This window comes from Actinoplanes sp. NPDC051411 (genome assembly GCF_040682075.1).
In the GTDB taxonomy this organism is placed as follows: domain Bacteria; phylum Actinomycetota; class Actinomycetes; order Mycobacteriales; family Micromonosporaceae; genus Actinoplanes.
The window spans coordinates 48,503-62,690 of the sequence record NZ_JBFBAD010000065.1 but is presented as its reverse complement, the minus strand read 5'-3'; the positions used below and the strand labels follow the sequence as shown (position 1 = coordinate 62,690).

At 71.2% G+C, this 14,188-nt stretch carries 12 protein-coding genes and 1 riboswitch; of the genes, 7 read left to right on the top strand and 5 right to left on the bottom strand.

Annotation, left to right across the window (positions count from 1 at the left end; all coding sequences use genetic code 11):
- Positions 1-59: 59 nt before the first annotated feature.
- Genes AB0M88_RS31375 through AB0M88_RS31365 form a run of 3 tightly spaced genes read left to right on the top strand, consistent with a single transcriptional unit; the run spans position 60 to position 2,442 of the window.
- Positions 60-713 (top strand): DUF6882 domain-containing protein, encoded by a 654-nt coding sequence (locus tag AB0M88_RS31375; protein ID WP_364108664.1) that lies wholly within the window; start codon positions 60-62, stop codon positions 711-713.
- A 44-nt stretch (positions 714-757) separates the two neighbouring features.
- Entirely contained in the window at positions 758-1,276 is a 519-nt protein-coding gene (locus tag AB0M88_RS31370; RefSeq protein WP_364108662.1) for a sigma factor-like helix-turn-helix DNA-binding protein, read from the top strand.
- Positions 1,273-2,442, top strand: a complete 1,170-nt coding sequence (locus tag AB0M88_RS31365; protein ID WP_364108660.1) for a hypothetical protein — start codon at positions 1,273-1,275, stop codon at positions 2,440-2,442. The genes AB0M88_RS31370 and AB0M88_RS31365 overlap by 4 nt, the downstream gene beginning before the upstream one ends.
- A gap of 15 nt (positions 2,443-2,457) precedes the next feature.
- Here the strand turns inward: AB0M88_RS31365 and AB0M88_RS31360 are convergent, their stop codons facing one another.
- The 3 genes from AB0M88_RS31360 to AB0M88_RS31350 are packed head-to-tail and all read right to left on the bottom strand — an operon-like array spanning position 2,458 to position 5,146.
- Positions 2,458-3,180 (bottom strand): VTT domain-containing protein, encoded by a 723-nt coding sequence (locus tag AB0M88_RS31360; RefSeq protein WP_364108657.1) that lies wholly within the window; start codon positions 3,178-3,180, stop codon positions 2,458-2,460.
- Between the two features lie 45 nt (positions 3,181-3,225).
- The gene (locus tag AB0M88_RS31355) at positions 3,226-3,936 is read right to left on the bottom strand and encodes a glutamine amidotransferase (RefSeq protein WP_364108655.1); all 711 of its coding nucleotides are present in this window, start codon (positions 3,934-3,936) and stop codon (positions 3,226-3,228) included.
- Entirely contained in the window at positions 3,926-5,146 is a 1,221-nt protein-coding gene (locus AB0M88_RS31350) for a MurT ligase domain-containing protein (protein ID WP_364108666.1), read from the bottom strand. The genes AB0M88_RS31355 and AB0M88_RS31350 overlap by 11 nt, the downstream gene beginning before the upstream one ends.
- Positions 5,147-5,625: 479 nt before the next feature.
- A riboswitch (cyclic di-AMP (ydaO/yuaA leader) is annotated at positions 5,626-5,756 on the top strand.
- Between the two features lie 6 nt (positions 5,757-5,762).
- Between AB0M88_RS31350 and AB0M88_RS31345 the strand changes: the two genes are divergently transcribed.
- Entirely contained in the window at positions 5,763-6,572 is an 810-nt protein-coding gene (locus tag AB0M88_RS31345) for an NlpC/P60 family protein (protein WP_364108653.1), read from the top strand.
- Positions 6,573-6,623: 51 nt separating this feature from the next.
- Here the strand turns inward: AB0M88_RS31345 and AB0M88_RS31340 are convergent, their stop codons facing one another.
- Positions 6,624-8,639, bottom strand: a complete 2,016-nt coding sequence (locus tag AB0M88_RS31340) for a response regulator (RefSeq protein ID WP_364108651.1) — start codon at positions 8,637-8,639, stop codon at positions 6,624-6,626.
- Between the two features lie 221 nt (positions 8,640-8,860).
- Between AB0M88_RS31340 and AB0M88_RS31335 the strand changes: the two genes are divergently transcribed.
- Positions 8,861-10,603, top strand: a complete 1,743-nt coding sequence (locus tag AB0M88_RS31335) for a protein kinase (RefSeq protein WP_364108649.1) — start codon at positions 8,861-8,863, stop codon at positions 10,601-10,603.
- Here the strand turns inward: AB0M88_RS31335 and AB0M88_RS31330 are convergent.
- Positions 10,593-11,777 (bottom strand): MFS transporter, encoded by a 1,185-nt coding sequence (locus tag AB0M88_RS31330; RefSeq protein WP_364108647.1) that lies wholly within the window; start codon positions 11,775-11,777, stop codon positions 10,593-10,595. The genes AB0M88_RS31335 and AB0M88_RS31330 overlap by 11 nt on opposite strands.
- Positions 11,778-12,003: 226 nt before the next feature.
- Here AB0M88_RS31330 and AB0M88_RS31325 point away from each other — a divergent pair, with 226 nt between their 5' ends.
- Together AB0M88_RS31325 and tuf are read left to right on the top strand one after the other, a co-directional pair.
- Positions 12,004-12,753 carry a L,D-transpeptidase family protein gene (locus AB0M88_RS31325; protein ID WP_364108645.1) on the top strand — a complete coding sequence of 250 codons (750 nt, stop codon included), beginning with the start codon at positions 12,004-12,006 and terminating at the stop codon, positions 12,751-12,753.
- A 242-nt stretch (positions 12,754-12,995) separates the two neighbouring features.
- The gene (tuf, locus tag AB0M88_RS31320) at positions 12,996-14,186 is read left to right on the top strand and encodes an elongation factor Tu (RefSeq protein WP_364108643.1); all 1,191 of its coding nucleotides are present in this window, start codon (positions 12,996-12,998) and stop codon (positions 14,184-14,186) included.
- The last annotated feature ends 2 nt before the right edge of the window (positions 14,187-14,188 follow it).

The following is a 14,188-nucleotide window of genomic DNA, read 5'->3' as shown; positions in this document are numbered from 1 at the left end:
CGTCGTCTGAGCCGCCGGGCAGTCTGCCACGGTTGATCAACCGTGGCAGACTGCGTCGGGTGTCGTTCGATGATCTGTTTGCCCAGCACGTAGCCAGTGCGATGGCCCGGCAGGTGGCGCTCGCCGACCTGATCGGGGAGCGGAACTGGTCGGTCGACCTGTCCGCCGGATACGCCACCTTCGGCGATGATCTACGTTTCGCGATCCAGCTGCTCGGCACCGAGAGCCACCGCGACAGCACGTGGCTGTGGGCGTGGGCCAACGCGGAGAGCAACCTGCCGCCGGCGCTGCTGCACCTGGGCGGCTGGCTGCGTGACTACGGCGAGCAGGCCGGAGTCGCGGAGTTGACCGAGCGCAGTTTCCCGCTCGAACGGGCCGACGGCGCCAAGCTGGCCCTGGTCGCGTCCGGACTGACCGGCCGGCCCTACTACCGCGGCCCCTACGAAGGCGGCGCCCTGTTCTTCCACCTCGAGGGTGTGCCCGAGACGCCGGTCGCCCCGGAGCGCGTGATCACCGTGCTCAGCCAGGTGATTCAGACATGGCCGCTGCCGCACCGCACGGTGGCCGGGTCCTTCCTGACCCAGCAGGGCTGGACCCTCGACGAGAGCGGCGGCCGGATGTCGGCCCGCCACCCCGACGGCTCCACCATCGAGATCACCTTCGACGAGCAGGGCCGCATCGCCCAGTTCGGCGGCCAGATCAAACCCCGCTGACAAAGGGTCGGGAGCGAACCGGGCCGCTCGCGCGTGTATCCGGCATGAGAACTGAAACCGCCGCCGGCCCGGGCACCGAGGGCGTGGCGGCGGACTCCTTCGAGGGCTTCTACGCCGCCTCGGCCGACCGGGTCTACCGCGCCCTGGCGGTCACTCTCGGCGACTCGCACCTGGCCCGCGAGGCGACCGACGAGGCGATGGCCCGGGCCTTCATTCGCTGGCGGCAGGTGGCGACGACCGACAATCCCGGCGGCTGGGTCTTCCGGGTCGGGCTCAACTGGGCCACCTCGTGGCGCCGCAAGCTGCGGCGGGAGCGGATCCTGCCCGAGACCGGCCACGGCCTGCCGGTCGTGCATCCACCCGAACCCGACGGCACCGAGGCGGTGGCCGCCCTGGCCCGGCTCGGCGTCGACGCCCGGGCCGTCGTCGTCTGCCGGGTGCTCTTCGGCCTGTCGACCGCCGAGACCGCCGCCGTCCTGCACGTCGCCGAGGGGACCGTGCGCAGCCGGTTGTCCCGCGCGATGACCGCGCTGCGCCGCGACCTGAGCAAGGAGAACCGATGACCACCGAGATCCCTCTGCCGCCGGAACTCGAGGACGCGGTGCGTACGGGGGCCGCCAACGCTCCGGCCCGGCCCTTCGACCGCGCCGAGGTCTACACCCGGGCCCGGAGGATCCGGCGCCGGGCGCGGGCCGTACGCGCGGTCGCCGCCGGCGTCGTGCTCGCGCTCGGCGCGTCCTATCCGTTCGTCCACGCCCGGCTGGTGCCCGAGGTCGCCGACGGCGGGCTGGTCGGCGGGCAACCGATCGGGCTCTGGGCGGACCGGCCCCAGCCGCCGAAGATCACCGACTACGGCTCCGCCGCCGAGGTCCCCGGAGCGAAAGGCGACGTCGCGGGACAACTGCGAACCGTCGGTGGCCGGAACGTGGTGGTTCCGGCCGGTGACCCGCCCCGGGGGTTCGGGCTCCCCCTTGGCGCGTCCATGGGGCCGGCCCCGATCCAGGGCGGTGGCCTCGCCGCCGTCGGCAGCGCTCCGGCGTCCGACGTCAGCGGCCTCTACGACCGGGCGGTCGTGGTGCTCGACCCCACCGGCCGCGCTGTGGCGTCGCACCGGGTCGCGGCCAAGGTCTGGGAGAGCACCGGCGAGTTCGCGCAGCGCCTGATGCCGATGACCGGCAACGCGACCACCCTGTTCTGGTGGGCGTTCCAGGACATGAAGGCCCCTCACGTCGTCCTCAACCGCTACGACATCCGCAGCGGCCGGTGGACCGTGCTGAGGCCGGCGGTCGGCCAGAAGGGCTTCGCTCTGCCGTACTACGGGATGCAGGCCACCGCGTCCCGGATCCTCAGCTGGCCGGCGGTGGGCGGCCCGACCTGTTCCGCCGACATCGAGGATGCCGGCACGGGGGAGCGGGTCGGCGTTCTCCGGCCGGTCGTCAGCAACTGCACCGACGCCTATTTCGCGCTCTCGCCGGACAACCGGAAGGCCGCCGTGCTGGTGACCTACCGAACCGTCAAGGACTGGTCGCAACGTGTGCTGATCATGGATGTGAGCACGGGAAAGACGCTCCGGGAGGTCGCCCTGCCGACGCTGCCGGCCGGCACCGACCGGAGCGAGCTGGCCACCGGCATCGACTGGCTGGGCAACGAGTGGGTCCGTTACGCCCGGGCCAGCTTCGTGCCCAGCGACCCGGCCCACGACCCGGTCATGCTACGGATCCGGCCGTAGGGAAGCCGTAGAGGATCAGGCGGCGACGGGGGCGGCCGGGCGGCGGGCCGACCGCTTCCAGCGCCAGACGATCGCCGTGGTGAGGGCGAAGCCGACGAGGGCCGGGGCCAGGGTCAGCGGGTTCATCTCGTGGGGCTTGGTGACCGCGGCGCCGATCACCGCGTACGAGATGGCCGACGGGATCGCCGCGAGTGTGGTGCCGAGCAGGTAGCGCTTGCGGCACACGCTGGTCGTGCCGTAGGCGTAGCCGACCAGGCCGTACGGTGCGAGGGGCAGCAGGCGCACCAGGAGCACCGCCGAGAGGCCGCGGCGGTCGAGCCAGCCGTCGAGGCGGGCGAGTTTGCTGCCCGACTTGGCCTTGAGCGCGCCGCGCCCGGCCCACCGGCCGGCGTAGTAGGTGGCGATCGCGGCGATCACGGCGGCGGCCAGGGCGGCCGCCGCGCCGGTTGCCGCGCCGAGCAGGGCGCCGCAGGCGATCGTGATGGCGGTGCGGGGGACCATGACCGACAGCAGCAGGCCGCCGACCACCGCGATGGCGACCGCGGCGCCGGTGCGGCCCAGCATCATGACGGCGTCACCGATCTCGCGGAGTGGCAGCACGGCCGCCGCGAACGCGAGGCCACCGACCACGACACCGAGAACGGCGAACCGGATCAGCCGGCGCTTCCATCCCATCGGCGAGCCCACCGAAGCGGGGGCGGTCGAGGGAAGCGAAGGCGCGATCAGGGTGTCCGTCATGCAGGCTTACCGCCCTAACTCATTGTCGGTCATGGTCTCTGCTTGTCAGGCGCTCGCCGCGGCGAGGCGTTCCCCGCGGAGCCGGTCGGCCCATGTGTCGTCAACGGGAGCAAGGCTATCCGCGCCGATCGCCCAGCGCAGTAGCAGATCGGCTATAGCTGGGTTGCGGGCGAGCGCCGGCCCGTGGGAATAGGTGCCCAGGATCTTGCCGTGCCATGCGCCTTCGGTCTGGTTGTCGTTGCCGATGCCGGCGGTGACCCGGGCCAGCGGGGAGACGCCCGGCCCCAGGTGGGTGCGGCCGCCGTGGTTTTCGAAGCCGGTGAGCGCGGGCAGCCCGAGCCGCGGGTCGATGTCGCCCCGCAGTTCGCCGACCGCGCGGGTCTCGCCCCGGTCGGAGTAGAGGTCGAGCAGACCGAGCCCCGGACATTTGGCGCCTTTGGCGAAGAAAGAATGGCCGAACAGCTGATAACCGGCACAGATCGCGAGGACCGCCGCGCCCTGGTTGACCGCCCGGTGCAGGCCGCCGTCGGCGATCAGCCGCTGGGAGGCGAGGGCCTGCGGGCCGTCCTCACCGCCGCCGATCAGGTAGATGTCGGCGCTCGACGGCATGGGCTGGTCCGACCGGATCTCGTACGCCTCGACCGGAATGCCCCGCATCTGGGCCCTTCGGGCGAGGATGAGCATGTTGCCCCGGTCACCGTAGGTCGAGAGCAGATCGGGGTAGATCCACACGATCCGCAGGGACTCAGTTGACACGGTCCAACTCCGATCGGATGTCCTGGAACGCCGTGTAGTTGGCGATCACCTCGAGGCGCCCGGGCGGGACACCCTGCAGCGCCTGGTCGAAACTGGTCACGTGCCGGAAGGGCACACCGTTGACCTCGAGCCGCACCGCGAGGTCGTACGCGCGGTCGCCGGTGATCAGCACCGGACGGTTGCGCAGCGGCGCGAAGTCGACGTCGTAGAGCCACGACGTGTCGAGTCCGTCGGGGTCGCGGGCGTTGATCGAGAGCAGGGTGGGCGCGATCTCGGCCATGTCGAACGCCTCGAGCCAGCTGGCCGGGTTTTTCGCCAGGAGCAGCCGGATGTTGCGCCCCTCACGGTCGACCTGGGCGTACCGCCCGGCGATCGAGGTGACGGTCGCGAGGTAAGGCAACGCCTTGAGCGGGTGGACGCCGAACTCGGCCACGACGGCCAGCGCGGTCGCCGCGTTGCCGATGTTGACCGTGCCGGGCAGCTGGAGCTTGACCAGGTGCCAGTCGCCGCGCGGGTCGACGACACCCTCCTCCTCGACCTGCCAGTGGGCGCGAGGACGGCGCAGCGGGCAGCCGGTGCACCACCAGTCTCCCTGGTGGCGCTCGATCGGGTGGCCGCTCTGCGGGCAGACGAAGGAGTCGTCGTGCCAGCGCTGGCCGGCACTGAACCACACCACGTAGGGGCTGCCGCTGGCCGCCCAGACCACCATCGGGTCGTCGGCGTTGGCCACGACCTTGACGTCCTGGTGGGCGGCGAGCGCGGTCTTCCACATCTGCGCCATCATCGCCACCTCCTTGGCCCGGTCGAGCTGGTCGCGGGAGAGGTTGAGCAGGGCCACCACCCGCGGGTTGGTCTCCTCGATCACCCGGGCCAGGTAGTGCTCGTCGACCTCGAGCACCGCGAACGGCGTCGAGCCGGCCTTGGCCAGGGCCGAGGTGTGCCCGGTCGGCATGTTGGCGCCGAACGAGTTCGTCGCGACCGGGCCGAGCACCTCCATCGCGGCGGCGGTCAGCCGGGTCGTCGTGGTCTTGCCGTTGGTGCCGGACACCAGCGCGATCGCCCGCCCGGTGGCCAGGTGCGTCAACAGTTCCGGATCGATCTTGAGACCGATCCAGCCGCCGATGACCGAGCCGTCGCCGCGGCCCGCGGCCCGGGAGAGCGCCGCCGCGGTCTTCGACACCGAGGTCGCGACCTTGGCGCGCAGGGGCAATTTCTGGTCCGTCACGCCAGCGAGGGTACCGGAATCAGAGGTTACGTCGAGTTGTCGGCGGGGCGGATGGGGTACGGAATCGACCTTCGCCGAACGGGTGACCGTGTTTCCGCCGGTAGAGGGATTTTCGACTCGAATAGACAATCCTGTATGGAGTAATTGTGTGTTCTGGTTCACGCCGAATTCTCAACAAGAAGTAGTCGGGCACCTACGGAATGTCGCGGCAAATGTTCCCGGTCGATGGCAAATTGGACAACGCCTCGATCAACGATTACGGAAAGTCACCAAATGGCGCCCGACGATCATCAAAAAATTCGGATAGGAAGGTTTCCGCCGGTGGGCATCCGCTCGCCGGTCGCGCCGCCCAGGCTCACGCCGAGCCCTGCCCCGGGTCGGACGACGCGACCTTTGCACGCACGACCACAAAGGCATACGGGGGCAGGGACGGGGGACCCACAGCTTCTCGAGAGAGACAGCCGGTCCGCTCCGCGCCACCCGCTCCGGTGGCGGGCAACGGAGCAACCTCGGGGTGAAGTCGCGGCAACGCGACCGGGCACACCTTCCCGCCCGAACCCGACAGCTAACCTCGCAGGCGTGCCGGAGGGATTCCCTTACCGTGCCTCAGCACACCCTGAGCCGGCCTCGACGGCTGTCCGTCGGCACCGGCACCGCCGCGCTGTCCCTTGGTCTCTGCCTCTGCGCGGGCCAGCTGATGACGACGACGGCGGCGAACGCCGCCACCCCCGTCGTCACTCAGGCCGCGGTCGCCAAGGTCACGCCCAAGGTCATCGACTCGGTCAACACCTCGACCGTCTCCCTGGGCTCCCGAGTTCGGCTGACCACCAAGGTCATCAACCCCAAGACCGGCAAGGTCGTCACGTCGGGCCGCGTACGCGTCCAGGCGTACCGGAACGGCAAGTGGAACAACTGGTCGTCCACGCCGATCGGCAAGAACGGCTACGCCACGCTCTACGCCAAGCCCGGGGTCAACGGCTACTTCCGCACCGAGTTCTACGGCAACAGCGGCCTCAACGCCGGCTACGCCAAGCGGCTCTACGTGAAGGTGCAGGTCAACAAGGGGGCCAAGGTCCTCGCGGAGGCCAAGAAGCACACGGGCGCGCTCTACAAGTTCGCCGCGGCCGGGCCCAAGCGCTTCGACTGCTCCGGATTCACCATGTACGTCTACAAGAAGGCAGTGGGCAAGAAGCTGCCGCACAAGGCGAACTCGCAGCAGCACTACGGCAAGGCCGTCAGCAAGGGCAGCAAGAAGGTCGGCGACCTGATCGTCTTCCGCTCGGGCTCGTACGGCTACCACGCCGCGATCTACGCCGGCAACGGCTACATGTACGACTCCCCGCACACGGGAGCCCGCGTCGGCAAGCACAAGATCTACGGCAGCAACTACGTCGTACGCCGCATGGCCTGACACGCGGGAAAAGATGATGAGAGAGGCGTGAGCGGTTCGCTCACGCCTCTTTCATGTACGCGGCGGCTGCGGCCCGCACAGCGTACGGATCGCGCCCAGCAGAGTGGACCGGGTGAACGGCTTCTCGATCAGCATGCTGTTCTCGTCGAGCGTCAGCTGCGGCCCGAGCGACGCCGCCGTGTAGCCCGACATGTAGAGCACCGGCAGATCCGGGTGGTGCGTACGCAGCGCCGACGCCAGCTCCGGCCCGGTCATCGTCGGCATCACCACGTCGGTGATCAGCAGGTCCGGATGCGCCCCGGCCGCCACCTGGGTGACCGCCGTCAGCGCGTCGGTCGCCACCGTGATCACGTAACCGGCCGGCTCGATCAGCCGCTGCACCAGCTGGGCGACCTCGGGCTGGTCCTCGACGATCAGGACCCGGCCGATCACCGCGGGGGCGCCCTGCCGCTCGCCGGCCGCCGCCGTGCGTTCCTCGGCCGCCGGGAGATAGAGGTGCACGGTCGTGCCGATCCGGGGCTGTGACTCCAGCTCGATGTGGCCGCCGATGCCCTGCACGATGCCGGCCGTGGTGGCCAGGCCGAGCCCGGCCGCGGTCGGGCGAGTGGTGAAGAACGGTTCGAGCGCCCGCTGCCGCACCTCGTCGCTCATGCCGCTGCCGGTGTCGGTGATGACCAGGTGGACGACCCGGCCGGCCGGTGCCCCCTGGGGTGGCGCGCCGGCCTCGTGCACCTCGTTGGTCGCCGCCACCCGCACCATGCCGCCGTGCAGCATCGCGTCGCGGGCGTTCGCCGCCACGTTGACCAGCGCCTGCTCCAGAGGCCCGCGCTCGGCCCGAACCGGCCACACGTCGGCTCCGAACGCCAGGTCGAGGCCGATGTGCTCGCCGAGCGTACGGGAAAACAGCGATTGGACGTCGGTGAGTAGGTCGGGAATCGGGATGATCTCCGGCCGGTTGCCGTCGCTGCGGCCGAAGGCCAGCAGCTGGTGCGTGAGGGTCCGCCCGGTCGAGACGGCCTCCATGATGTCTCTGGCCAGCTGATGATGCTGTTCGTTCTCGGGGGTCGTCGTGAGGATCATGTCGGCCGAGCCGGCGACGACGGTGAGCAGGTTGTTGAAGTCGTGCGAGATGCCGCCGATCAGCTGGCCCAGGCTGTCGAGCCGGCGCAGGTGGTCGAGCTGGCGCTTGAGGCCGCGGGCGTCGATGTGGTCGGTGGTGTCGGTGATCATGCAGACCACGCCGTTGAACCGGCCGTGGTCGTCCATCAGCGGCATCATGCTCATCCGCACGCTGCGCCGGGAGCCGTCGGCCCGCATGAGCCGGGTCGCGCCGACCGTCGAGCGGCCGGCCTGGCACTCGTTGAGCCGCCGGGCGAGCTCCTTCTGTCCCTGGTCGTCGAGGAAGCCGCGCAGCGAGACCCCGACCAGCTGGGCCCGGGGGAGGCCGAGGACGACGCCGATCGGCTCGTTGGCGTACGTCGCGACGCCGTCCCGGTCGAGCTGGAGGACTCCCTCGGGGATCGTCTCGAGCACCCGGCGGTAGCGTTCCTCGCTCGCCCGCAGGCGTTCCATCGCCTGGGCGCTCGAGATGGCCAGGGCCAGCTCGCCGGCGATGTCGCGGGCCAGTTCGACCTCGGCGGTGGAGTAGAAGGCGCCCGGCGTCTCCCGGGTCAGCACCAGGTAGCCGGCGTAGGTGTTGTCGACGATCACCGGGCAGAGCACGGCGGCGTGGACCGGGTGCTCGCCGTCGCCGACGGGTGAGGCTCCGTCGCCGGCCAGCACGATCGGGCGCCGGCTGGCCGCCAGCGTGGTCGAGAAGTCGTCGTCGGGCAGCCGGCCGGCGTGGTCGAGCACCCGGCCGAGCGTGGCCGACCGCTCGTCGTCGATGTGGTGGTAGGTGATCGCCTCGTAGCGGCCGTCGTCGCGCAGTATCTGCACGCCGGCGCCGTCCCCGATCATGTCGGCGGCCGCCCGGGCCGCGGTCGAGCGCACCTCGGCGGCGTCATCGGCGGCCCGGCTGAGGGCCAGGGCCAGGTCGGCGAGCGCGTACCGGAGGGGGTAAGCCATGACACCCATGTCGTCACTATTCCGTGCCCGGTGGGGGGCGCGGGGCCGGTTCGCCAGGAATGCAACCGGTGTTTCTGTCGCGTCGAACGAGACCGGGGCGGCTGAGGTGACGCGAATTCGGGGACTCCTACCGAAGGTGCGAACTCGGGCGCTAAAGCTTGCCATCCTATCCGGACAAACAGCAGTATTCCGGTGCATTGCTGACACTGGAGGGAATCCGAGTGACCAAGGATCGCACGAGCACCAACGCCCGCGCGGAATCCGGCGGTGCATCGACCCTGGATCTCAGTGGGCGGCACGTCGGCAGCTCGTACATCCTTCAACGACCGATCGGCCAGGGAGCCACCGGTACGGTCTGGCGAGGTACTGATCTTTCGACCGGGCACCCGGTCGCGATCAAGCTGCTGCACGAGAGCCTGCTCCGGCAGCCCAAGCTGGTGACCCGCTTCGTGCAGGAGCGCACCATCCTGCTCATGCTGCGGCACCGCAACGTGGTGCGGGTGCGCGACCTGTTCAGCGTCGGCGAGACCCTGGGCCTGGTGATGGACCTGGTCAGCGGCGGCAGCCTGCGCGACCACCTGCGCCGGCACCACACCGTGCCGGCGGGCGAGGCGGCCCGGCTCGCCGCGCAGGTCGCGGCCGCCCTCGCCGAGGCGCACGAGCTCGGCGTGGTGCACCGCGACCTCAAGCCGGACAACATCCTGCTGCAGGCCGAGTCGGGCCGGCTGGAGACCCGGCTGACCGACTTCGGCGTCGCGCGCATCCTCAACACGCCGAGCATGACCACGCCCAACGCGGTCGTGGGCACACCCCACTACATGTCGCCGGAGGCGTTCCACAGCCCGTCGACCTCGCCCGCGACCGATGTCTACGCGCTCGGCGTGCTGCTCTACGAGATGGTCACCGGGCGCCCGCCGTACGACAGCGACTCGATCCCCGACCTGATGCGCCGGCACATGGAGGGCAAACCGGCCCGCCCGCCCGGCATCCCCGAGGGGTACTGGGACGCGATCATGGCCTGTATGGCGCTCAAACCGCGCCTGCGGCCGAGCGCCGCCGAACTGGTCGCCGACCTCTCCGACCTCGCCCAGGAGACCGGCGACTGGCCCGCCCTTCCGGCGCCGGCCGGGCCGCGGATCGAGCCGAACCCGCCGGTCTCCGGGTCGTTGTCGAAATCGGCGCTCCCCGACGCGTCGCCGAACCCGGCGATCTCGGTCGTCCCCGCCCCGCGCGAGCCGAAACAGCCCCGCAACCAGGCCCCGCGCTGGCGGTGGGCCCGGCCCGGCGCGACCATGGCGGTGATCGCGCTGGCCATGCTCGCCTCGGCGGTCGCGACCACGGCCTGGAACTTCGGCCACGGCGACACCGGCCGCGACGGCCTGGCGAGCCCGCATGCGCAGACCACTCCGGCGGCCAAGGTCTCCCATCACGCGACGCCGCGCACGGCGGCGAGCCCAGGGCCGGCGGCGTCGCGGGCCCACGCCGACGGCACGGTGGGGTCACTCCAGGCGGAGCGGTCACCCTCGTCTTCCGTACGCGCCACGCACCCCGCCGCCCGCCGCGCCGCCGCCCGGCCGGCCCGGCCCGAGGCCCAGCCGTACGGCCCGTGGCAGTGCAGCCAGGGCTTCGCCTTCGACCTGGGCAGCAAAACCCCGCTCGCGCCCCGGCCGTGCCAGATGCTCGGCCGCGACATCCGCTACCAGGCCTCGCTGACCGCACCAGGCGGCGCGACCGGCAGCATCTCGATCTCGCTGCAGGACACCGGCTCGGGTCACACGGTGGCCGGCCCGAAGACGTGCGACAGCCTGTCGTTCGGCGGCAACGAGGCCGCCACCGCCAACTGCGGCCCCGGTTCGGCGTCGCCGCCCCGCGGCCACCAGTACTCCGTCGTGATGGCCTACCGCTACGTCCGGGAGGGCCGCACGGTCACGAGCACCGCCCGGGGCCGGGCCTTCACGTGGTAGACGAGAGTTCCCGGCCGGCCCGCAGGGCGGGGGTGACGGCCGCCGCGACGGCGAGGAACGCCAGGACGAGGACCATCGCGCCGCGCAGCCCGTAGTGGTTGCCGAGAAGCCCGAGCGCGGGCGGCCCGGCGAGGAAGGCGACATAGCCGATCGAGGCGACCAGTGAGACGCGGGCAGTCGAGCCCGGCCCCGAGTCGGCGGCCGCGGAGAGGGCGACCGGAAAGCCGAGGGCGGCACCGAGGCCCCAGAGCACGACGGCGGCCCCGGCGACCAGGTTGTTGTCGGCGGCGACGACCACGGCCAGCCCGGCCCCGCCGACGACCGCGCTGCCGCCGAGAATCGCGGCCCGGCCGAACCGGGCGAGGAACCAGCCGCCGGCGAACCGCCCGGCGGCCATCGCGGCGACGAACCCGAGATAGACCGCCGAGCCGAGCGCCGGGGCCAGGCCGTGCCCGTCGACCATGATCAGGGGCAGCCAGTCGTTGGCCGAACCCTCGGCGAGGGCCAGCGCGAGAATCACGACCCCGAGCAGCAGCAGCCGGGAGTCGCGCCAGACCCGGCGGCCCTTCGCCGCGCCGTCGACGGGCGAGGGATCCCGGTCGATGCCGGGACCCATCCAGCGCACGGCCACGACCGCCGCCGGAACGCTGACCGCGGCGATCCCGATCATGTGCCACACCACGGGAAACCCGGCCGCCGCGAGCAGCAGCCCGAGGGCGGCGCCGAGCACGGTGCCGAGACTGTAGAAGCCGTGCAGCGTCGGCAGCACCGCCCGGCCGGTGATCCGCTCGACGTCGGCGCCCTCGATGTTGATCGCGACCTCGCTGCCGCCCACGCCGAGCCCGATCAGCAGCAGCCCGGCCGCCACGAGCACGCTCTGCGCGAACCAGGCCCCGATCCCGACCAGCGGCAGCCCGGCCAGCACCGAACCGACGCCCACGGTGATCACCCGCCGGGTGCCGAAGCGGGTGATCAGCGCCCCCGAGATCAGCACCCCGGTCATCGACCCGGCCGAGAGCCCGAACAGCACCAGGCCCATCTCGGCGGTCGACGCGTGCAGCAGGTCGCGGACCGCCGGGGTGCGGCTCACCCAGGAGGCGAGCTCGAGCCCGGGCACGAAGAACAGCAGCAGAAGCGCCGTCCGCCGCCGGGCGATGGTAAGGGTCGTCGGCATGATCACCACTATCCCCGGGACCCGCCCACCCGGACGCGCGGCGGGTGGTCACGGCAGTTCGGTGGGCGGCAATGCGACTGCGTTCAGTGCGGTGCGTCCTCGGCATCATCGGCCGCGACCTCGGCGGCCGGTGCATTCAACGCCAGCGCGACGCGGCCGGCAAGGCGGCCTGCCCGGTCTGACGATCCTTCGCCGGGTGTCCACATGTGCGGGTTAGCGTGGGAAGGTGCGACGCCTCGGCGTTCTGGTCGGCCTGCTTGCGGCGCTGTTGACGGGCGCGCCCGCCGATGCCTCGGTGCCGCCCTGGTTTCCCACGCGCCTCACACACGTCGGGACTGCGCAACAGTTGCTGGTTGTCGTGGGGACCGGGGGGACCTACGCCACCTTGCACGCCTATCAGCGGGAAAAGCCGGGGTGGCGCGAGGTGGTGCCGCCGATGGCGGCCCGGATCGGGTACGGCGGGTGGGTGTGGGCGGCCGCGAGGGTGCAGGAGACGGGGACGACTCCGGCCGGGACGTTCACGCTCACCGACGCGTTCGGGCTCGCGGCCGACCCGGGGGCGAAACTGCCGTACCGCCGGGTCGGGAAGAACGACTACTGGGTGGGGGACCGGCGCGATCCCCGTACGTACAACCTCTGGGAACCGGCGGCCGTGAGCGGCCGCACCTGGCGCACGGGGCAGTCGGAACGCCTCTCCTCCTATCCGGTCCAATACCAGTTCGCCGTCGTGATCGACTTCAACCGGCCGGCGCCGGCCACGGTCAGCTGGGACAAGACCCACCGTGAGTACGTGACGTCACGACCGTCCGGCATCGGGCGCGGGTCGGCGATCTTTCTGCACGTCAACGGGCGTGGGTCGACCGCCGGCTGCGTGTCGGTCAGCCGGGCCCACCTGGTCGGCATCCTGCACTGGCTCGACCCGGCGAAACGTCCGCGGATCGCGATGGCGCCGCTGGCCGACATCCGGCGGGCCTGAAATTCGGTCGACCCCGGAAGCGTTGATCACTATCGTGCTGGTCATGTTCGCGCTCGGTCTGCAGCTGCCCTTTGCGGTGGCTCCCGCGTGCGCAAAAGCAGATACGCGAAGCTGACCCTTCCCCACGAGCAGCAGAACCCGGGGGAAGGGTGGCTGCTCCACGCGCGGTTCTGGCGCGGTCCGCCTGGCAACGGCCCGCGCACCGGCAATGCCCTTACACCCAGTGAGGATCGAGAGAGATCATGGCCAAGAGCCAGTTCGTCCGCACCAAGCCGCACGTCAACATCGGCACGATGGGGCACGTCGACCACGGGAAGACCACCCTCACCGCCGCCATCACGAAGGTCCTCGCCGACCGCGACCCGGCAACCAACCGGTACGTCGCGTTCGAGGGCATCGACCGGGCGCCGGAGGAGGCCGCCCGCGGCATCACGATCACGATCGCGCACGTCGAGTACGAGACCCCGCAGCGCCACTACGCCCACGTCGACATGCCCGGGCACGCCGACTACGTGAAGAACATGATCACGGGCGCGGCGCAGGTCGACGGGGCGATTCTCGTCGTGAGCGCCCAGGACGGCTCGATGCCGCAGACCCGCGAGCACGTGCTGCTCGCCCAGCGGGTCGGCGTGCCGCACCTGGTGGTCGCGCTGAACAAGAGCGACGCGGTCGACGACCCGGAGCTGCTCGACCTGGTCGAGCTCGAGGTCCGGGAGCTGCTGAGCGAGTACGGGTTCCCCGGCGACGAGGTGCCCGTGGTGCGGGTCAGCGCGCTGAAGGCCCTGTCCGGCGACCCGCGATGGGTGCGGTCCATCGTGGACCTGCTGGACGCGGTCGACGCGTACATTCCCGTGCCGGAAAGGGAGCTGGGCGTGCCGTTCCTGATGCCGATCGAGAACGTGCTGTCGATCAGCGGGCGCGGCACCGTCGTGACCGGCAAGGTCGAGCGCGGCACTCTGCGGGTCGGCGACGCGGTCGAGGTCGTGGGCCTCGGCGAGACGCTGACCTCGGTGGCGACCGGGCTGGAGACGTTCGGGAAGTCGCTCGAGCGGGCCGAGGCGGGAGACAACGCCGCGATCCTGCTCCGGGGGATCAAGCGCGAGCAGGTCGAGCGCGGTCAGGTGGTGGCGCTGCCGGGCAGCGTGCGGCCGCACACGCGGTTCGTCGCCCGGATGTATGCGCTGACGAAGGAGGAGGGTGGCCGGCACACGCCGTTCGAGAAGAACTACCGGCCGCAGTTCTACTTCCACACCACCGACGTGTCGGGCGGCCTCGACCTGGGCGACATCGACCTGGTCATGCCGGGCGACACCCTGGACGCGGTGACGGTCACCCTGGGCAAGCCGGTCGCCCTCGAGGAGGGTCTCGGTTTTGCCGTACGGGAGGGGAACCGCACGGTCGCAGCGGGGACCGTGACCGAGGTTCTCGACTGAAC

Bases quoted from the DNA above. Each gene is read 5' to 3' on its own strand.
- AB0M88_RS31365 (WP_364108660.1), top strand. From the start codon at position 1,273: ATGACCACCGAGATCCCTCTGCCGCCGGAACTCGAGGACGCGGTGCGT.
- AB0M88_RS31340 (WP_364108651.1), bottom strand. From the start codon at position 8,639: ATGGCTTACCCCCTCCGGTACGCGCTCGCCGACCTGGCCCTGGCCCTC.
- AB0M88_RS31360 (WP_364108657.1), bottom strand. From the start codon at position 3,180: ATGACGGACACCCTGATCGCGCCTTCGCTTCCCTCGACCGCCCCCGCT.
- tuf (WP_364108643.1), top strand. From the start codon at position 12,996: ATGGCCAAGAGCCAGTTCGTCCGCACCAAGCCGCACGTCAACATCGGC.
- AB0M88_RS31330 (WP_364108647.1), bottom strand. From the start codon at position 11,777: ATGCCGACGACCCTTACCATCGCCCGGCGGCGGACGGCGCTTCTGCTG.
- AB0M88_RS31370 (WP_364108662.1), top strand. From the start codon at position 758: ATGAGAACTGAAACCGCCGCCGGCCCGGGCACCGAGGGCGTGGCGGCG.